The sequence below is a fragment of the Secundilactobacillus odoratitofui DSM 19909 = JCM 15043 genome, assembly GCF_001434895.1.
Classification (GTDB): Bacteria; Bacillota; Bacilli; order Lactobacillales; family Lactobacillaceae; genus Secundilactobacillus; species Secundilactobacillus odoratitofui.
The window spans coordinates 315,664-334,296 of record NZ_AZEE01000028.1; the positions used below are offsets into that span (position 1 = coordinate 315,664).

Below are 18,633 nucleotides of genomic sequence, written 5' to 3' on the forward strand. Positions count from 1 at the left end.
TGTGAAACCGAGCGATTATTTAACTGTCAGTGCGCTGACAACTTACATCAAGCGTAAATTTGACGTTGATCCTTATTTAGGAAAAGTATATTTAACTGGTGAAATTTCGAATTTTCGTTTACGAAAAAACGCTCATCAATATTTTAGTATCAAAGATGACCACGCCAAGATTAGTGCAATTATGTTTAAATCAGCCTTCGCCAAAATTAAATTTACGCCTGAAGAGGGGATGAAGGTCCTCGTTGTCGGCAGAATTTCATTGTACGAAGCAAGTGGTAGCTATCAGATTTACGTTGAACGAATGGAACCAGATGGCGTTGGCCAATTTTATCAAGCCTACGAACAACTCAAACAAAAATTGGCCGCTGAAGGTGTCTTTTCAGCGCCGAAAAAAACGTTACCGCGATTTCCTAAACGAATTGCGGTCGTGACCAGTCCGAGTGGTGCGGTTATTCGAGATATCATCACAACGACTCGAAGACGCTATCCCATCGCTCAAATTGTCTTGTTTCCGGCCTTAGTTCAAGGTAATGAGGCGGCAGGTGATATTGTCCGCCAAATTGAACGTGTGAACCGACTAGGTAACTTTGATACGTTAATTATCGGTCGGGGCGGTGGATCGATTGAGGACTTGTGGCCTTTCAATGAGGAAGCTGTTGCCCGTGCAATTTTCGATAGCCGGATTCCAATCATTTCGTCAGTTGGTCACGAAACGGATACAACAATTGCCGATCTGGTTGCCGATGTCCGGGCTGCCACTCCGACCGCCGCAGCTGAACTGGCGGTGCCGGTTCTCAGCGACGTATTGTTGCAAATCAACCAGGACCGAGTCAGACTCTTGAACGCATTTCAACACGAATTATCTTTATATGATGAACGTCTAAAAAAATTACAAAATACCTATGTCTTCCAGCAACCGGAACGCCTATATGAAGGCTATAGTCAAAAAGTCGACCAGCTCTCCAACCAACTTGAACAGACGATGACGCACCGAATTAGTCTAGTTCAGACCCAATTATCGGCAACCAGCCAACGCTTAATGAGTGCAAGTCCAGCCACTCAAATTAATCAATATCGCCAAAACCGATTAGACCTAGTTGCCCGATTAAACAGGGGGGTTCAGCAAAACTTTGTTCAACAACGGCAACGAGTAGCTGAACTTGCCCAGTCACTAGACTATCTCAGTCCCTTAAAAATTATGGGTCGTGGTTACAGTTACGTGACCGCTAACGACCAGGTCATTTCGAAGGTAACACAGGTACAACCAGGTGATAGCGTTGTGATGCACTTGACAGACGGCCAAGCGACCGCAAAAATTGATACAATTCAACCAAACAAAAAGGACTGATTGTGATGAGTGAAAAACCAACTTTTGAAGAGAACCTGAATCAATTAGAGCAAATTGTCACTGAGTTAGAGAAGGGCAACGTGCCCCTCGAACAAGCCCTGGCCCAATTCAAACAGGGTGTGGCGCTCAGTCATGACCTACAAGTTAAACTAACCGAGGCCGAAAAAACACTGGCTGAGATGATGAACGATGACGACCAGGCCGTCCCGTTTGAAGCGCCTGAGGGGCAGAAAAATGACTAACGGATCGCTCTTCGAACTACAGCAATTTGAAACTAAATATGTGCCTCAAATCAACGGCACGCTCGCCGCACTAACACAACAGTGGGTTGATCAACCAATCTTGAGAGACGCCATGGCGTACTCGGTTAACGCGGGTGGTAAACGACTTCGCCCACTTTTAACTTTGGCAGTTTTAACAACCTACCAACAAGCATTAAGCGATGGTCAGCTTATGGCGGCCAGTGCCCTCGAACTCCTCCACACGTATTCATTGATCCATGATGATTTACCAGCCATGGATAACGATGATTTAAGGCGTGGCGTTGCCACTAACCACATTAAGTTTGGGGCTGGGATGGCCACATTAGCTGGCGATGGTCTTCTCACACTTGCTTTTCAATGGCTCAGTGAGGCTGAATTGCCCGGTGCACAACGTTTGGCACTGATTCAGGGGTTGAGTCAAGCGGCCGGGCCCGCTGGTATGGTTGCTGGCCAAGCCCAAGACATTTCTAGTGAACACCAGCAGTTGACGCTACCTCAATTGGCTAAATTACACCGTCAAAAAACCGGTGCGCTGCTTCACTACGCGGTCCAAGCTGGCTGCATTATGGGTGAGGTAAGCGACGAAGAGCAGGCATTGCTACTTGAATTTGCTGACCAATTTGGCTTAGCTTATCAAATTTATGACGATTTACTTGATGTCACGGCCACGACTGAACAACTAGGTAAGAAAACCCACAAGGATGCGCAAGAAGCCAAGAATACTTATCCTGGTTTACTGGGTGTGGCGGGAACCAAGACGCGCTTACAACAAGTAATCAACGCTGCGTTATCAGCGCTATCGCAGCTTGAGCAAGTCAGCCAACGTGACGTTAGCTTACTCGCTTCATTTTGTCGTTACTTTAAAATTTAAAAAAACAGTGAGGCACTCAATATCATGGAAAAACAACGCGTTGATGTTTTACTCGTCATGCAAGGTTTGTTCGATTCGCGCGAACAAGCTAAGCGGGCCGTCATGGCCGGCGAAGTGCTAGGCGATAACGAAGAACGCCTAGACAAGCCAGGGGTTAAAATTCCCGTGGATACAGATTTGCACATTAAAGGCAAACCGTTACCATATGTCAGTCGTGGTGGGCTTAAATTAGCGAAAGCGTTAGATGTTTTCAACATTGACGTGACTGATCGAACCGTTTTAGACATCGGGTCTTCAACTGGTGGTTTTACCGACGTCATGCTTCAAAACGGCGCTAAATTGTCTTATGCGCTTGATGTCGGGAGCAATCAACTGGTTTGGCAACTGCGACAAGATCCACGAGTCGTGGTAATGGAACACACTAATTTCCGTTATAGCAAACTTGCTGATTTCACACAGGGACAACCAACCTTCTCTTCAATCGATGTGTCCTTTATTTCGCTCAGCTTGATTTTACCGCCTTTAAAGCAAATCTTGGCTGAAAATGGCGAGGTGGTAGCGCTCATCAAACCCCAATTTGAAGCGGGACGAGAACACGTTGGCAAACACGGCATCGTTAAATCGCCTGCTGTGCATGAAGCGGTCATTAATAAAATTCTAAACTTAGCCATCACAACTGGTTTTAGCCCGTTACATTTAGACTTTTCGCCGATTACAGGTGGTGAAGGCAATATTGAATTTTTAGTGCATTTAAAATCTGCTGAAGTGCCAGAAATTGCATCTAATATTGATGTTAAAGCAACCGTTGAAGCAGCTCATCGAATACTCAATGCATAAAAATCGCAAATTACTTTTAAAATCATCAGCTTAGCGGTATGATGTATTTAAACTAATTTATCGATTGGAGATGGTGACGTGAAGAAGCAAGACCGACAGCGTTTGATTCGTCAGCTATTAAGTTCACAAGATATTGAACGACAGGAGGACTTTGTCCGCCTACTGGAGGAACAAAATATTCACGTGACTCAGGCGACCATTTCTCGAGATATTAAAGAAATGCAGCTTGTTAAAGTGCCCGCCGCAACTGGTGGCTACCGCTATAACATGCCAATTCAAAAAAAACTTGATACCAAAAAGAAATTAAAACGAACGCTTCAAGATGCTTACGTTAATATCAGTGTTCAAGACAAAGCCGCCTTTTTAAAGGTTTTGCCGGGTAATGGTCCGGCAGTTTCCTCGCTGATTGACCAAATGAAGTATGACTTTGTTTTTGGGACGATTGGCGACGACCAAACTGTTCTTGCAATTTGTGTAGACGAAGCGGGTGCACAACAGCTTCAGGCCACTATCAATGACCTACTTAACTGAGACACGAGTTAGATCCAACAGCGATGTTGTATCTAGCTCGTTTTTGAATTTTCGGGTATAATTGACTGGTTAAATGATCAGACAATTTATACTGATCAGGAGAAATCTTGCCAACTGTCTGATAGGAGGAAACGCATTGCTGCAAGAACTTTCAATAAAAAATTTCGCGATTATTGCTCAGCTTGACGTTGAATTTGAGAACGGCATGACGGTCCTCACTGGTGAAACTGGTGCAGGTAAATCAATTATTATTGATGCGGTTGGCTTGTTAGCTGGCGGCCGGGGCTCACAACATTTTGTTCGAACTGGTGCAGATAAAGCGGTGATTCAAGGTGCCTTCGTATTCCCACCAGACGGACAAACTTACCACCGGTTAGATGACCTGGGTATTGATCACGATGATGGTACGGTTATTTTACAACGAGAGATTTATCGTAACGGTCGCAACATCTGTCGCGTAAACGGGATGCTGGTTAATACCAATACCCTCAAAACACTAGGTGAGACCATTGTTGATATCCACGGCCAAAACGAACATCAAGAATTAATGCAACCAGACAAGCACTTACGCTTACTCGATGAATTTGGTGGCGCCAAGCTCAAGGCTTTGAAAACCAACTACGAGAGCACCTATACGGACTACCAACACCTCCATCATGCTATGGTTTCGAGAAATACCCATCAAAAAGAATGGGCACAACGGCTTGACATGCTGCGGTTTCAAGTTAAGGAAATTGAAGATGCACAACTTGAACCAGACGAAGAGACCAACCTTAGTCAACAACGAGACCGGTTAATGAATTATCAAAAAATTAATACGGCTCTCCAAGAAGGAATGTCGGCGTTAAATGGCGATGAAGAGCTCACTGGCGCACTCGATCTCAGCGGCCAGGCCATGAACGCGCTTGCCGGTATTGCCGACTTGGACCCAGAATTCGAGCAACTTCACGAATCTCTCCAAACCGCTTATTACGCCTTACAGGATGCGGCGGGTGATTTATCCAAACAAGCTGATCTACTCGAGTGGGATGATAACCGGTTGGATGAAATTGAACAGCGGTTAAATGTCATTCATCAATTAAAACGAAAATATGGCGATTCTGAGCAACAAATCTTGAATTACTTGGATACCATCAAACAGGAACTGGCTGATATGGAAGTTACTGAAATGGACGCTGGCGACTTAGAAGGTCAATTGACCCAAAAGGTAGCCGAACTCACTAAATTGGGCACTCAGTTGACTACCGAACGTAAACGAGTTGCTCAAAAGCTTGAAACAGCAATTAAACATGAACTCAGCGACCTTTACATGGCTAAGACGGTCTTTCAAGTTCACTTTAATGCCACCAATGATCAGCAATTTTTCGCAACCGGCATGGACGACGTTGAGTTTTACATTCAACCCAATCCGGGTGAAGAGATTCGACCTTTAGCCAAAATTGCCTCAGGTGGTGAGCTATCACGCTTGATGTTGGCCCTTAAGACCATCTTTTCCAAGTCCCAAGGCGTAACCAGTATTATCTTTGACGAAGTCGACACTGGGGTTTCTGGGCGGGTCGCACAAGCCATCGCTGAAAAAATTAGCGGCATTGCCAGTGATTCGCAGGTTCTTTGTATCACGCATCTGCCACAAGTGGCTGCCATGAGTGATCACCATTACTTCATCGCCAAGCAAGTAAAAGGCGATCGAACTGAAACCCACATTAAAAAGCTGACGCAACCCGCACGCGTTAAGGAGTTAGCTCGGATGCTGGCAGGTACAACCATCACTGAATTGACGTTAGAACACGCTCAAGAGCTACTTGAAATGGCTGCCCACCAAAAAAGGCACCAAGTAACTGAGTGACAGTCGTTAACGTTTAATATTGACCAGCGTAATAAAGCGCCCAAGAATCAAAATCGATTCTTGGGCGCTTTATCCTGATATGACGTACAATCTTAAACGTTAATAATGTTAATAGGGAAGATAGTCAACCCGTTCAACGAAGTTAATCTGATTCAAATGCGCTAACTGGGTTAACTTTTGGTGAGGTGCCGAAACCAAGTAGGTGTCCTTAGGTCCCTTAGACAGGTAACCTGACATCGTTGGTGCATCCTGACCAGCCAGGTGAAGTTTAACGTGATAGTGACGAGACATTGCTTGGGTCAAAAAGTAATCTAATTGAGCTAACGGCATGTGTGACGGCAAGGTATCAAGTTCTAAGAATTGACGGTAACGGTCATTTAATTGCGACGAAATCTTTTTAATTGCGGACACTTGGTTTGACATTTTTAATCACCTCGAACATTTGTTTGCATAGCCTATTATACGAACCTATGTTTGTTTTTGCAAGCAAAAATCATCCGTTCTAGAAATTTTATCATTAAATCCCAGCTAAACCCTTGTCAAACCGCGGTTATCCGTGCAATAATGGACTTTATTATCACGCTGAAAATTAGATAAGGGGATTTCCGTAATGACAAAAAGAGGCATGTTGATTGTGTTATCTGGTCCTTCCGGTGTCGGTAAAGGAACCGTCCGTAAGGCACTTTTTGACGAACCAGATACAGACTTTCAGTACTCGATTTCGATGACCACACGCCAACCACGTGAAGGTGAAAAAGATGGCGTCGACTATTTTTTTGTTTCAAAAGAACAATTTGAAGAAAACATCAAAAATGGTGAAATGCTTGAGTACGCAAAGTACGTTGACAACTACTACGGTACGCCACTGAATTATGTGAACAAGACGCTGGACTCCGGCAAGGACGTTTTTTTGGAGATCGAAGTTAACGGCGCCATGCAAGTCAGAGCTAATTGTCCTGATGCCGTATTTGTCTTCTTGACCCCACCTGATTTAATGGAATTAAAACACCGCTTGATCAATCGCGGCACTGAAGAACTCGACGTCATTAACGCCCGAATCAAAAAGGCCGTTTCTGAGATCAAAATGATGCGCAACTATGATTATGCGGTGGTCAACGACGAAGTTGAAAACGCCGTTGCCAGCATTAGAACGATTATTCGTTCTGAACGACTACGCGTTACCCGTGTGATGCCAGATTATGAACAAATGTTAGAAGGAGACGATTAATCATGTTACTATACCCATCTGTTGATAAATTACTTGAACGTGTTGATTCTCGGTACTCACTCATTATGCTTGCTAGTAAGCGGGCTCACGAATTAGACGCTGGCGCCAAGCCACTGTTGGAGCACTATGATTCACCTAAAACCATTGGCCGCGCATTAGAAGAAATTGTGGCTGGTAAAGTCATTATTGATCCTGACGAAGACGATTTAGATTAATTAAATCAGCTAACAGACGAACACCGCTGTTTTAACACCTAGTGAGGGGTTGAAGCGGCGGTTTTTGTTTGTGCAAGCCCCATACGACTCTGTTACAATAAATAAAAAGTATCTAGGAGGTAACTCATGAGTAAAGATCAACACGTCGCACTGTATGTGACGGGCAGCATTGCTGCGTATAAGGCCTTGGCACTGACTCGGTTGCTCATTAAAAGTGGTGCTTCGGTGCGTGTTGTGATGACTAAAGCGGCTGAAGCGTTCGTAACGCCGTTAAGTTTTCAAGTCTTATCAAAGAAGCCAGTGTTAACTGATATCTTTGCGGGTGAGGATGCCAAGTCTGTGGATCACATTGAGCTAGCTGACTGGACTGATTTGGCCGTTGTGGCACCGGCGAGCGCAGATATCATCGCCAAATTGGCCAATGGACTCGCTGACGATATGGCTAGCTTGAGTCTAATGGCTACCACGGCACCAAAACTAATTGTCCCAGCTATGAATCAACACATGTTAGATAATCCGGCAACCAAACGTAACTTAGCGACTCTTCAACAAGATGGCGTGCATGTGATGGCCCCTGATGAAGGTTTTTTGGCAGAGGGCTACTCTGGACGCGGTCGGATGCCGGAACCAGAGTCCATCATGACAAGCATCAAACAACTGTTGCAGCCAACCACCCCGCTGACTGGCAAAAAGGTCCTTGTAACCGCTGGTGGCACGCGGGAACGAATTGATCCTGTACGGTTTATTACCAACGACTCCTCAGGTAAGATGGGTTATGCAATCGCACGTGAGTTGCAACAACGTGGGGCACAGGTCACGTTAATTTCCGCACCAACGAAACTGGATGTGCCAGCTGGAGTGAAACTAGTGCAAGTATTATCCACCGAAGATTTGGCGGAAGCAGTGACCTCTGCTTTTCCATCCGCTGACATTTTAGTCATGGCAGCGGCAGTCGCTGACTTCAAACCACTGGTGAGTGCTGACCAAAAAATTAAGAAAACGGCTGACAATGATGAATTGGTTTTGAAGCTCACTAAAACCACCGATATCTTAAAAACTGTGGCAAAGTTAAAGCAACCACAACAAATCACCGTTGGCTTTGCGGCTGAAACCCAGCACTTGATCGATAACGCCACCAAAAAATTGACCAATAAACAACTAGACCTGCTGGTAGCAAACGATGTTTCCAAACCAGGGGTCGGCTTTAACGGCGATACCAATCAAGTCACAATTCTACAAGCGGATCATGCACCGATTAAAACCGCTTTGGCGAACAAGGCAACAATTGCCAAACAAGTGGTGGATCAAATTAGCCAACGCATACAAAAAGAGGGATAGCATGACGCAAATTGCATTGGTGATTGTGGATGTACCAACCATGCAAACCAATACGCCATATTCGTATCTAATACCAACAACATTACAACATCAGTTACAGCCTGGGATGCGAATCACCGTGCCATTTGGTCGGGGTGATCGTCGCGTTCAGGGTTTCGTATGGGCAATTCAAGAAGCAACCGCCGATACACAACTGGATGATTTAAAAACCATTGATAGTGTGATGGACCTCACACCGGTTATTAATGCCGAATTAATGTCTTTGGCTGACTGGTTAGCTCAAACTACCTATGCGTTCACGATTACATGCTTACAAACCATGTTACCAAATGTCTTGAAAGCTAAATATGAAAAGTGGGTCACCCCGTTACCAACTTTATCGACTGAAAAACGACAAGCTGTGTTTGGAAATCAAACCCGTCTGTTATGGGACGACCATTTATCCACCGAACAACTTCACGACTTACTTCAATTAAGTCGGCAACACGATATCGAAATCAGCTATGCGGTTAAAAATCAGGCTCGCGTCAAAACTGTGACAATGGTCCAGGCTAATGAGACACCTGAAGCCTTAGCAACTGCTAAAGCCGGTCTACGCAAGACCGCAACCAAACAGGCCAGCTTACTCGATTATTTAATCAGCCACGATGCGCCCATCAAACAACGCGATTTGGAGCAGCAGCTTAACGTGTCTGCTAGCATCCTCAAAACCGCAGAGCAAAATGGTTGGGTCAAACGCACGGCCCAAGAAGTTTACCGAGATCCTTTCCAATCAGCTGTTATCAAAACCAAGCCGTTAACTCTTAACGCTGACCAAGAACGCGCTGTGTCAGCGATTACAAGTGCGACCAATCAGCAAGATGCAAAAACCTTCTTGCTTGAGGGTGTCACCGGGAGTGGCAAGACTGAAGTCTACTTACAGGCAATTGCCAACACACTAGAACATGGTAAAAACGCGTTGATGTTAGTCCCAGAAATTTCCTTAACACCACAAATCGTGGGTCGGGTTCGAGGGCGTTTTGGTAAGCAAGTTGCCGTTTTACACAGTGGCCTATCGGTTGGTGAACGATTTGATGAATGGCGCCGGATCAATCGCGGAGAGGCTCGCGTTGTTGTTGGCGCCCGCTCAGCTGTTTTTGCACCATTGAATAACCTAGGTGTTATTATCGTTGATGAGGAACACGAAGCAAGTTATAAACAAGACGACAATCCGCGTTATCATGCACGTGACGTTGCGATTTGGCGCAGTCACTATCATTCATGTCCGGTGGTGCTTGGGAGTGCTACGCCATCGTTAGAAAGTCGTGCTCGAGCCCAAAAACAGGTGTACCAATTACTGAATTTGCCGCATCGTGTCAACCATCAACAACTACCGGATGTGTCAATCATCGATATGACTGAAGAGTTACGCCATCACAAAGAAAGCAATTTTTCCAGTGAACTACTAAGTGCCATCACGACTCGACTTAACCGAGGGGAACAATCTTTATTGATGCTCAACCGGCGTGGCTATTCATCGTTTGTAATGTGTCGCGACTGCGGTTTCGTCGTACCGTGTCCCAATTGTGATATTTCGTTAACCCTTCATATGGACACCAAAACTATGAAATGTCATTACTGTGGTCATGAAGAGCCAATTCCACGGGTTTGCCCAAACTGCCGTGGTCACCATATTCGTTACTATGGCACGGGGACTCAAAAGGTAGAAGCTGAACTGCACGAACTCTTACCAGACGCGCGCATCATTCGAATGGATGTTGATACGACACGCAGAAAAGGGGCCCACGAACGGTTATTAAAGCAGTTTGGTGACCATCAAGCCGATATCTTACTTGGTACTCAGATGATTGCTAAGGGGCTTGATTTTCCTGATGTGACGCTGGTTGGTGTTTTAAACGCTGATACCTCGCTGGGTCTGCCAGACTTTCGCGCCAGTGAGCGAACCTTTCAATTACTGACCCAAGTCAGCGGACGAGCAGGTCGGGCGGACAAACCAGGACAAGTCTTTATCCAGACCTACAATCCTGATCATTACGCGATCCAACTGGCCAAACGCCAAGACTACGAACAATTCTTTGTCAAAGAAATGCGACTTCGACACCGCGGCAATTACCCACCTTATTTTTATGCCGTGAAGCTCACCGCAAGTGACCTTGATGAACGGAAGGCGGCAACAGCAATGATCAGCATCGTTCGTCAGTTGAAGGCCACTTTAAGTGCCAACGTGATTATCCTTGGCCCAACCCCGGGCGCCGTTGCTCGAATCAACAACCGTTATTATTATCAACTCGTCATCAAATATAAACACGAACCTGCGCTCAATCAGGCACTTTTTACCATTTTGGGTCAGGCTCAAAAACAAAGTCGTGGTGGTTTACAAATCGCAATCGATCGCAACCCCATGAGTTTTATGTAATTAACAAAGGAGAACAACATGACATCAATTGTATTTATGGGGACACCCGCATTTTCAGCCCCGATTTTAGAAGCTTTGATTTCACATGGTTATGATGTTAAAGCCGTAGTGACTCAGCCGGATCGCCCAGTGGGTCGTAAGCACGTCTTAACAGCGTCACCCGTCAAAGAAGTTGCGCTAGCCCACAATATCGAGGTCCTTCAACCCGAAAAAATTGGTGGCAGTGACGAAATGGCAAGAGTGATCGAACTAGCCCCAGACTTTATTGTCACGGCCGCATTTGGTCAATTTTTACCAACTAAATTGCTGGCCGCTGCAAAAACGGCCGCCATTAACGTTCACGCATCATTATTGCCTAAATATCGTGGCGGTGCACCCGTTCACTATGCAGTTATGAACGATGACGCTAAAACCGGCGTATCAATTATTTACATGATTAAAAAAATGGATGCTGGTGACATCATCAGTCAGCGTGACATCCCAATCGAAAAAACCGATGATGTGGGTTCAATGTTTGATAAACTCAGTTTACTAGGCCGGGATTTGTTAATCGACACACTACCACACTTGATCGATGGCACTGCCACCGCAACCCCACAGAACGAAGCTGACGTGACTTTTTCACCAACCATCAAGTCGGATGAAGAACGCGTTGATTTCACATTACCGGTTAACCTAGTTGACGCTAAGATTCGAGGCCTGCGTCCATTTCCAACTTCGTTTGTTGTGCTAAATGGCGTTCGCACTAAGTTGTGGGATGTGACCGTGCTGCCTGAAACAACTACGCTGTCGCCTGGAAAAGTTGCCCGTCACGGTAAACATGATCTTGTTTTATCAACAGGAGAGGGTGGCTTGTTACAAATTAACCGACTGCAACCTGCAGGCAAGCCTCAACAAAGTATTACAGACTTTCTAAACGGCACGGATGACGCCCTTGAAGTTGGCGAACAGGTGATTGAACTATGAGTAATCTTGATAATAACCCCCGCTCAATGGCGGTCACCGCACTCACGCGGGTTTCAAATGGCGCATATTCAAATTTGCAACTCAACCAACTGATTGACCAGTCTGATATCTCGCCACGTGATGCTGGCTTGTTGACGACCATCGTTTACGGTGTGATTCAACACCGCATGACCATTGACTATCAACTTAAACCGTTCATTAAGCATCCCCAAAAGGTTGCCCCTTGGGTTAACATCTTGCTTCAAACCGCTGTTTACCAAATGCAGTATTTAGAGCGGGTACCAAAGCGTGCAATTTTTAACGAAACCATCCAAATTGCAAAGCAACGAGGTCACGAAGGTATTCGTCGCTTTGTCACCGGTGTTTTACACCAGATGGATCGGGTTGGCTTACCTGATCTCGATGAGATTACTGACCCGCTTGAACGACAGGCCATCACATATTCAATGCCTAAATGGTTGATTGAAAGTTTGACGAATCAGTTAGGTGCGGCCAAAACCCAATCGATTTTAGCTAGCATCAATCAACCCGCCAATCAATCCGTTCGGGTCGCCACAGATCAAATTAGTTTATTAGAGGCACAACAGGCGTTACGAGACGAAGGTTATGATTTTGAAGCTAGTCAAGTTGCGGCTGACGGACTCGTTTTAAAGGGCAAACCAGCCAACCAAGCAACACTATTTAAAAACGGCCAACTGACCATCCAAGATGAAAGTGCCATGTTGCCTGCTGAAAGTATGGCTTTACAGCCTAATATGATGGTCCTTGATGCTTGCGCCGCGCCAGGTGGTAAAACGGTCCAGCTGGCTGGTCAACTCTCAGCAGCTTCGCGTGGTCAGGTAGTGGCGTTGGACATTCATGAACATAAGGTTAAGTTAATTAAACAAAACGCCAAACGGATGCACGTTAATGACCGGGTCGTTGCCCAGGCACTTGACGCGCGCAAAGTCGGGGACGTGTTTGAAGACGAAACCTTTGACGCAATTCTAGTTGATGCGCCTTGTTCCGGAATCGGCCTGATTCGCCGGAAACCAGAGATTCGTTACGAGAAACAATTAACAGACGTGCAGGCGTTGGCCAAAATTCAATTGTCGATTTTGGATGCAGTTGCCAAAAAAGTAAAAATAAACGGTATAATAACTTACAGCACGTGTACCATTTTGAACCAAGAAAATCGTGACGTGGTGAAGGCCTTTTTAGCGCAACATCCAGACTTTGAGTCAGTGCGCGTTAACACTAAACATGACTTAAAGGGTTCACGCACGACAGATTATTTAGAAATTTATCCCGATGACTACGATTCAGATGGTTTTTTCGTTAGTCAATTTAAGCGGGTACGTTAGTGGAGGCTAGCCATGCAAATTGCTTATCAAACAGCCATAGGAAAACGTCGCACTGATAATGAGGACAGTGCCGGCGTATTTACCAACCAATCAGGTGTCAAGTTAACCTTGATTGCTGATGGAATCGGTGGCAATCAAGGTGGCGATGTGGCCTCACAAATGGCCGTTGCACACCTTGGTCATGCGTTTGAGAGTACCTCAGCTGACGACATTGACGAAATCAAAACCTGGCTTTCTGCTCAAATTTCCGTTGAAAACCAAGATATTCGTCAACGTTCACAGCAATATGCAGATCTAAGCGGCATGGGGACGACCATTGTCTTGGCAGTTGTTTTTGAGCAAATGGCATTGATTGGCAACATTGGGGATAGTCGCGGGTATTTACTGCGTGACGGCCACTTCTCACAGATTACTGAAGATCACTCCTTGGTTAATGAATTGATCAAACGTGGTGAACTGTCGAAACAGGCCGCCAGAGTGCACCCGCAAAAAAACGTCATTACTCGCTCATTGGGCATTGAAGAAGATGTTAAGATCGACCTGCACTATTTAACGTTGGCTCAAAACGACGTATTGCTGTTGTGTTCGGATGGTTTAACCGATATGTTGAGTGACAGCCAAATTCAAAGTGTCTTGGAAGAGGCCACAACGCCTGCCAAGAAGTGTGATCGGTTGATTGAACTCGCCAACAATGCTGGCGGTTTAGACAACATTACCGTAGTTATCATCGATGGTGGATCGGAGGTGGCTGAATAATGCGACCAAATTACGTATTAGGCGGGCGTTATCGCATCACCCAATCACTTGGTGAAGGCGGTATGGCCAACGTCTATTTAGCCCACGATTTAATTTTGGATCGTGATGTTTCAGTCAAGTTGCTTCGGTTGGATCTACGTGACGACCCACACACCATCAAGCGATTCCAGCGTGAGGGATTGGCGGCCACCGAACTGGTTAACCCAAACATTGTGAGCGTTTATGATGTTGGTGAAGAAAATGGCATGCAATATTTGGTCATGGAATACGTTAAGGGGATGGACCTGAAGGCTTACATTCAACAACATTTCCCAATTCCGTACCAAGAAGTCATTAACATCATGTCACAGGTCCTATCAGCTGTCCAAGTTGCTCATGAACACAACATCATTCACCGTGACTTAAAGCCACAAAACATCTTGATCGATGAAAATGGCGTTGCCAAAATCACTGATTTTGGGATTGCTGTGGCAATGTCAGAAAATTCATTGACGCAAACTAACACCGTGTTGGGTTCGGTCCACTATCTATCACCTGAACAAGCACGTGGCGACATGGCCACTAAAAAATCCGATATTTACTCATTAGGCATCATTCTTTACGAGCTGTTAACCGGAACGGTACCATTCAAGGGTGAAACGGCCGTCTCAATCGCAATCAAACACTTTCAGTCCGAAATTCCATCGGTGCGTGAATTTGATCCGCGCATTCCACAGGCACTTGAAAACGTCGTGTTACAAGCGACTTCTAAACATCCCGAGGATCGTTACGAATCAGTTGAGGCGATGGCCACGGACCTTGAAACCGCACTTTCGCCGAGACGAGCTTCCGAACCTAAATTCGTCCCTGACAATGCAGTCGAAGAGGGCGAGACCAAGGTTCTCGATAAGCAGGCACTCCAGTCAACACTTAATCAAGCGACTACGGATCAAAAATCGACGGAGAAAACTTCGAAACCGAAACGTCGTCGCAAACATCGGTGGCTTCGGTGGCTGACAGCGATACTGATTGCATTACTGCTAGTTGGTGGTTTGGCATTTTGGCTCGGACGACCTAAAACCGTTTCGATGCCAGACGTCAGTGGCTTGACCCTGACCCAAGCTGAACAAAAACTAACTGCTCAAAATTTGGATCCAGGTACGGTCACCAAACGAAGTAGTAATCAAATCAAGAAAAATCATGTGATTGCCACCAATCCCAAGGCACTGGCCAAAGTGAAGCAAAACACTAAAGTCAAACTATACGTTAGCAGTGGTCCAAAGCTCATTACCATTGGTAACTACGTCGGTCAGTCATACACGCGGGCGGCAGCGGTCTTAAAGGCAAAAGGGGTTACCGTCAAACGTCAAAATCAATCCTCGAGTGAAGTTGCTATTGGGACCGTCATGCAACAGAGTGCGACCGTTGGCCAACGGATCAACCCGAAGAAAACGACCGTGACGTTAACGGTTTCGGCCGGTCAACGTGAACTTACGCTTGCAGATTTGGTCGGTAAGACTAAAACGCAAATTCAAAGTTATGCTAGCCGTGAATCCCTCAATGTCTCGTTCAATTACAAATACGCCGACAATAAAAAGGGGACTGCAATCAGTCAGTCGCCGGCTGCCGGTAGTATTTTAACTGAAGGTTCAACGATTTCTGTGACGCTATCACGTGGTAAAAAACCAGCTACGGATACAACGCCTAAGGTTGAGGACTTTAACGTCAGTGTTAACATTCCGTTTGATGCAACGAGTTCGTCATCGACCTCCAGCAGTGATGATACAAGTAGTGCCTCGACCAGTAGTTCGGATGTGAACACCATCCAAATCTACGTCAGGGATCAAGATCATGATTACAGTACCGTGTATAAGCAATTAACCATCGCTCAGGACACGCAAGTCACGATTCCATTCGCTGTGGAGTCCGGTAAAAGTGGTGGCTATAAGATCGTTCGAGATGGCAAAGTAATTCTGTCGGATAATAACGTCACCAAAAATTCTCACTAATAATTACTGCATTTTAAAACCAGTTCGTTTACAATGAGTAAAGGAACTGGTTTTTTGACTAAATTGTTTGAAAGGTGGCGGTGATGTGGCGGAAGGCCAAATTCGACAATCGCTAAGTGGATTTTACGATGTGATGACAACTTCGGGACGACTAGTGCGTACTCGAGCACGAGGCAACTTTCGAAGTCGCAAAATTACCCCTTTGGTGGGTGATCAAGTTGTCATTGACGCACCAAATGATCACGAAGGCTATATCTTAGAGGTGAAACCACGCCGTAATCAACTGGTTAGACCACCAGTTGCTAACGTCGACCAGGCGATCGTTGCCACAGCTGTACGTGAACCGGTTTTTTCAACTAACTTACTCGATCGCCAATTGCTGGCGCTTGAGATTGCTAAGATCGAACCCGTGGTGTATCTCACCAAGACTGACTTATTAACCGCTGAAGAACAACCAGAATTTGTCCAACTGGCGGCTGATTATCGTCAAATTGGCTACCAGGTCATTTATGACCCAGTTGCTTTTTCACAAACGGCCATCACGGCGTTAGATGAATTGTTAGAAGACAAAGTGAGTGTCATCATGGGTCAGACCGGTGCTGGTAAGTCAACGCTGTTAAACCACGTTGCCCCAGACCTTGATTTAGCAACTGGCGAGATTTCGGCGGCGTTAAACCGAGGTAAGCATACAACTAGGCGCGTTTCGCTACTCGAAGTTGCAGGTGGCTTAATTGCCGATACACCGGGATTTTCTTCTTATGATGCCTTTGATTTGGATGCCCGTTCACTTGGCCAGTACTTCCGGGAATTTCGTAGAGCGGCCGTTAATTGCCGCTTTCGTGGCTGCGTTCACGTTAACGAACCGGGTTGCGCTGTTAAAGCAATGGTCGAATCTGGTGAGATTCGTCAAAGCCGTTACGAAAATTACTTGCTACTGTATCAAGCATTAAAAAATCAAAAACCAAATTACCGAAAATGAGAGAAATGAGGGACTTTTTATGAAAATCGCACCTTCAATTTTAAGTGCAGATTATGTAAATCTTCAAAGAGATATCGAAGTTGTGGACAAGGCTGGTGCTGAATACCTTCACATTGATGTGATGGATGGTTCATTCGTTCCAGCGTTATCATACGGACCAGGTTGGGTGAAGGCTATCCGACCAATTACTAACATGACGCTCGATGTTCACTTAATGGTGCAAAACCCAGAACGTTACGTGGAATTGTTTGCCGAAAACGGTGCCGATATCATCGGTGTGCACGTTGAAGCAACAGCTCATATCCACCGCGCATTACAGTTGATCAAAAACGCTGGTGCCAAGGCTGAAGTTGTGATTAACCCAGGTACCCCCGTTGAAGCAATCAAGCCCGTATTATACATGGTTGACCAAGTGTTAGTCATGACGGTTAACCCTGGTTTTGGTGGCCAAAAGTTCCTGCCAGAAACCTTGAAAAAAATCAAACAACTTGACCAACTTAAACAAACTGAAGGTTATGACTTCGATATTGAAGTTGATGGTGGGGTCAAAGCTAACACAATCAAAGATTGCCAAGAAGCAGGCGCAACCGTTGCTGTTGCCGGTTCTTACGTCTTTGATGCTGAAGATCCAGCTGCTATGGTTCAAACCTTAAAGGATGCGACGAAATAAATGACACACCTTAACTTGCTGGTTGGTGGACCGACCAGTGAATGGCCTGATCAGTTAACCGCGGGCAAGGTTAGTGGTGATTGGATCGGCGTCGATCGTGGGACATTAAGATTACTCTCAATGGGCATCACACCCTTAGTTGCAATTGGCGACTTTGACTCGCTTTCAGCTTCAGAATTAACGCAAGTGAAGTCGTCGGTTTCAGATATTCGCCAAGCCATTCCAGAAAAAGATGAAACCGATACCGAATTGGCAATCACTGTTGCACTAAAGGAGTACCAGTACGATCGGTTAGATATCTATGGTGCTACTGGTGGCCGTTTGGATCACTTTTTAGCTAACTTATGGTTAGTCTTAAAACCACGGTATCGACAATTCGCACCGCAAATTCGGTTCATCGATCGGGCAAATACGATTACTTTTTATCTTCCAGGGGAATATGCGCTCAAAAAAGAGGCTGATAAAAAATATCTGGCATTCGTGCCACTTGAAAAAGTCGATCAACTGAACTTAATTGACGAAAAATACACGCTTAAAGATGAGGATGTGCCTTATCCCATCTCGTATGCTAGTAATGAATTTGTCGGTCAGGTCGGTCATTTTTCATTTAAATCTGGTCTACTTGCCGTGATTCAGAGTCGTGATAATTAAACGAAGACAACAAAAAACTGTTGGTGATCAAATGATCGCCAACAGTTTTTTGGTTGAAAGATATTTTAAAAATGAATCTTAGTCACAAAAAAAGCTTGGCACAGCGCCAAACTTTTTAAACTAAACTCGAGTCACTTTACCTGACTTCAAAGTCCGAGCTGACAACCAAACCTTCTTAGGCTTGCCGTCCACTAAAATCGTAACTTTTTGCAAGTTTGGCTTCCATGAACGCCGTGATGAGTTCAAGGCGTGAGAACGCTTGTTACCGAAACGGGTGCGCTTGCCGTTAATGAAATCTTTTGCCATGGTAACTACCTCCTTTTAGACTTATCTAAAAAACGTTGCTTTTTAGCTCACTAAAACAATTTATCATACCCATATCCGGAA

The 18,633-nt window shown here is 45.4% G+C and carries 19 protein-coding genes; 17 read left to right on the forward strand and 2 right to left on the reverse strand.

Features of this window, described 5'->3' with window-relative positions; all coding sequences use genetic code 11:
- The first annotated feature begins 1 nt into the window (after nucleotide 1).
- The 6 genes from xseA to recN all read left to right on the forward strand — a co-directional run bounded on the left by xseA (nucleotide 2) and on the right by recN (nucleotide 5,696).
- Entirely contained in the window at nucleotides 2–1,348 is a 1,347-nt protein-coding gene (gene xseA / locus FD04_RS06480) for an exodeoxyribonuclease VII large subunit (RefSeq protein ID WP_056947805.1), read from the forward strand.
- A gap of 5 nt (nucleotides 1,349–1,353) precedes the next feature.
- The gene (locus FD04_RS06485) at nucleotides 1,354–1,590 is read left to right on the forward strand and encodes an exodeoxyribonuclease VII small subunit (protein ID WP_056948210.1); all 237 of its coding nucleotides are present in this window, start codon (nucleotides 1,354–1,356) and stop codon (nucleotides 1,588–1,590) included.
- The gene (locus FD04_RS06490; RefSeq protein ID WP_056947808.1) at nucleotides 1,583–2,482 is read left to right on the forward strand and encodes a polyprenyl synthetase family protein; all 900 of its coding nucleotides are present in this window, start codon (nucleotides 1,583–1,585) and stop codon (nucleotides 2,480–2,482) included. The genes FD04_RS06485 and FD04_RS06490 overlap by 8 nt, the downstream gene beginning before the upstream one ends.
- 24 nt (nucleotides 2,483–2,506) lie before the next feature.
- Nucleotides 2,507–3,319 (forward strand): TlyA family RNA methyltransferase, encoded by an 813-nt coding sequence (locus FD04_RS06495; RefSeq protein ID WP_056947809.1) that lies wholly within the window; start codon nucleotides 2,507–2,509, stop codon nucleotides 3,317–3,319.
- A gap of 78 nt (nucleotides 3,320–3,397) precedes the next feature.
- Complete coding sequence (locus FD04_RS06500; RefSeq protein ID WP_054700046.1) at nucleotides 3,398–3,850, forward strand: arginine repressor; 453 nt, start codon at nucleotides 3,398–3,400, stop codon at nucleotides 3,848–3,850.
- 136 nt (nucleotides 3,851–3,986) lie between these two features.
- Nucleotides 3,987–5,696 carry a DNA repair protein RecN gene (recN, locus tag FD04_RS06505; RefSeq protein WP_056947811.1) on the forward strand — a complete coding sequence of 570 codons (1,710 nt, stop codon included), beginning with the start codon at nucleotides 3,987–3,989 and terminating at the stop codon, nucleotides 5,694–5,696.
- A gap of 108 nt (nucleotides 5,697–5,804) precedes the next feature.
- On the opposite strand, the gene FD04_RS06510 is transcribed toward recN, so the two are convergent.
- Nucleotides 5,805–6,119 carry a hypothetical protein gene (locus tag FD04_RS06510; RefSeq protein WP_054700048.1) on the reverse strand — a complete coding sequence of 105 codons (315 nt, stop codon included), beginning with the start codon at nucleotides 6,117–6,119 and terminating at the stop codon, nucleotides 5,805–5,807.
- Nucleotides 6,120–6,306: 187 nt separating this feature from the next.
- On the opposite strand from FD04_RS06510, the gene gmk reads away from it, so the two are divergent.
- The 11 genes from gmk to FD04_RS06565 all read left to right on the forward strand — a co-directional run bounded on the left by gmk (nucleotide 6,307) and on the right by FD04_RS06565 (nucleotide 18,246).
- Nucleotides 6,307–6,924, forward strand: coding sequence for a guanylate kinase (gene gmk, locus FD04_RS06515; RefSeq protein WP_056947812.1), 618 nt, complete (start codon nucleotides 6,307–6,309; stop codon nucleotides 6,922–6,924).
- Nucleotides 6,925–6,926: 2 nt separating this feature from the next.
- Entirely contained in the window at nucleotides 6,927–7,139 is a 213-nt protein-coding gene (rpoZ, locus tag FD04_RS06520; protein WP_054700049.1) for a DNA-directed RNA polymerase subunit omega, read from the forward strand.
- A gap of 126 nt (nucleotides 7,140–7,265) precedes the next feature.
- Nucleotides 7,266–8,477 (forward strand): bifunctional phosphopantothenoylcysteine decarboxylase/phosphopantothenate--cysteine ligase CoaBC, encoded by a 1,212-nt coding sequence (gene coaBC / locus FD04_RS06525; protein ID WP_054700050.1) that lies wholly within the window; start codon nucleotides 7,266–7,268, stop codon nucleotides 8,475–8,477.
- Between the two features lies 1 nt (nucleotide 8,478).
- Nucleotides 8,479–10,893: a primosomal protein N' gene (gene priA, locus FD04_RS06530; protein WP_054700051.1), complete on the forward strand. Its 2,415-nt coding sequence runs from the start codon at nucleotides 8,479–8,481 to the stop codon at nucleotides 10,891–10,893.
- 18 nt (nucleotides 10,894–10,911) lie between these two features.
- Nucleotides 10,912–11,859 carry a methionyl-tRNA formyltransferase gene (fmt, locus tag FD04_RS06535; protein ID WP_056947813.1) on the forward strand — a complete coding sequence of 316 codons (948 nt, stop codon included), beginning with the start codon at nucleotides 10,912–10,914 and terminating at the stop codon, nucleotides 11,857–11,859.
- Nucleotides 11,856–13,202: a 16S rRNA (cytosine(967)-C(5))-methyltransferase RsmB gene (gene rsmB / locus FD04_RS06540; protein WP_056947814.1), complete on the forward strand. Its 1,347-nt coding sequence runs from the start codon at nucleotides 11,856–11,858 to the stop codon at nucleotides 13,200–13,202. Before fmt ends, rsmB begins: the two co-directional genes overlap by 4 nt.
- 12 nt (nucleotides 13,203–13,214) lie before the next feature.
- Nucleotides 13,215–13,958, forward strand: a complete 744-nt coding sequence (locus tag FD04_RS06545) for a Stp1/IreP family PP2C-type Ser/Thr phosphatase (RefSeq protein ID WP_056947815.1) — start codon at nucleotides 13,215–13,217, stop codon at nucleotides 13,956–13,958.
- Complete coding sequence (gene pknB, locus FD04_RS06550) at nucleotides 13,958–15,946, forward strand: Stk1 family PASTA domain-containing Ser/Thr kinase (protein WP_056947816.1); 1,989 nt, start codon at nucleotides 13,958–13,960, stop codon at nucleotides 15,944–15,946. Before FD04_RS06545 ends, pknB begins: the two co-directional genes overlap by 1 nt.
- A gap of 85 nt (nucleotides 15,947–16,031) precedes the next feature.
- On the forward strand, nucleotides 16,032–16,925 hold the full coding sequence (rsgA, locus tag FD04_RS06555) for a ribosome small subunit-dependent GTPase A (protein ID WP_056947818.1): 894 nt from the start codon (nucleotides 16,032–16,034) through the stop codon (nucleotides 16,923–16,925).
- Nucleotides 16,926–16,944: 19 nt separating this feature from the next.
- Nucleotides 16,945–17,595 carry a ribulose-phosphate 3-epimerase gene (rpe, locus tag FD04_RS06560; RefSeq protein ID WP_056947819.1) on the forward strand — a complete coding sequence of 217 codons (651 nt, stop codon included), beginning with the start codon at nucleotides 16,945–16,947 and terminating at the stop codon, nucleotides 17,593–17,595.
- Entirely contained in the window at nucleotides 17,596–18,246 is a 651-nt protein-coding gene (locus tag FD04_RS06565; protein WP_056947820.1) for a thiamine diphosphokinase, read from the forward strand.
- A gap of 120 nt (nucleotides 18,247–18,366) precedes the next feature.
- Here the strand turns inward: FD04_RS06565 and rpmB are convergent, their stop codons facing one another.
- Complete coding sequence (gene rpmB, locus FD04_RS06570) at nucleotides 18,367–18,552, reverse strand: 50S ribosomal protein L28 (RefSeq protein ID WP_056947821.1); 186 nt, start codon at nucleotides 18,550–18,552, stop codon at nucleotides 18,367–18,369.
- Nucleotides 18,553–18,633: the final 81 nt, after the last annotated feature.

What these genes read in the sequence shown, in the direction of transcription:
- FD04_RS06485 (WP_056948210.1), top strand. Translation starts at nt 1,354, where the DNA reads ATGAGTGAAAAACCAACTTTTGAAGAGAACCTGAATCAATTAGAGCAA.
- FD04_RS06490 (WP_056947808.1), top strand. Translation starts at nt 1,583, where the DNA reads ATGACTAACGGATCGCTCTTCGAACTACAGCAATTTGAAACTAAATAT.
- FD04_RS06495 (WP_056947809.1), top strand. Translation starts at nt 2,507, where the DNA reads ATGGAAAAACAACGCGTTGATGTTTTACTCGTCATGCAAGGTTTGTTC.
- FD04_RS06510 (WP_054700048.1), bottom strand. Translation starts at nt 6,119, where the DNA reads ATGTCAAACCAAGTGTCCGCAATTAAAAAGATTTCGTCGCAATTAAAT.
- gmk (WP_056947812.1), top strand. Translation starts at nt 6,307, where the DNA reads ATGACAAAAAGAGGCATGTTGATTGTGTTATCTGGTCCTTCCGGTGTC.
- rpoZ (WP_054700049.1), top strand. Translation starts at nt 6,927, where the DNA reads ATGTTACTATACCCATCTGTTGATAAATTACTTGAACGTGTTGATTCT.
- coaBC (WP_054700050.1), top strand. Translation starts at nt 7,266, where the DNA reads ATGAGTAAAGATCAACACGTCGCACTGTATGTGACGGGCAGCATTGCT.
- priA (WP_054700051.1), top strand. Translation starts at nt 8,479, where the DNA reads ATGACGCAAATTGCATTGGTGATTGTGGATGTACCAACCATGCAAACC.
- fmt (WP_056947813.1), top strand. Translation starts at nt 10,912, where the DNA reads ATGACATCAATTGTATTTATGGGGACACCCGCATTTTCAGCCCCGATT.
- rsmB (WP_056947814.1), top strand. Translation starts at nt 11,856, where the DNA reads ATGAGTAATCTTGATAATAACCCCCGCTCAATGGCGGTCACCGCACTC.
- FD04_RS06545 (WP_056947815.1), top strand. Translation starts at nt 13,215, where the DNA reads ATGCAAATTGCTTATCAAACAGCCATAGGAAAACGTCGCACTGATAAT.
- pknB (WP_056947816.1), top strand. Translation starts at nt 13,958, where the DNA reads ATGCGACCAAATTACGTATTAGGCGGGCGTTATCGCATCACCCAATCA.
- rpe (WP_056947819.1), top strand. Translation starts at nt 16,945, where the DNA reads ATGAAAATCGCACCTTCAATTTTAAGTGCAGATTATGTAAATCTTCAA.
- FD04_RS06565 (WP_056947820.1), top strand. Translation starts at nt 17,596, where the DNA reads ATGACACACCTTAACTTGCTGGTTGGTGGACCGACCAGTGAATGGCCT.
- rpmB (WP_056947821.1), bottom strand. Translation starts at nt 18,552, where the DNA reads ATGGCAAAAGATTTCATTAACGGCAAGCGCACCCGTTTCGGTAACAAG.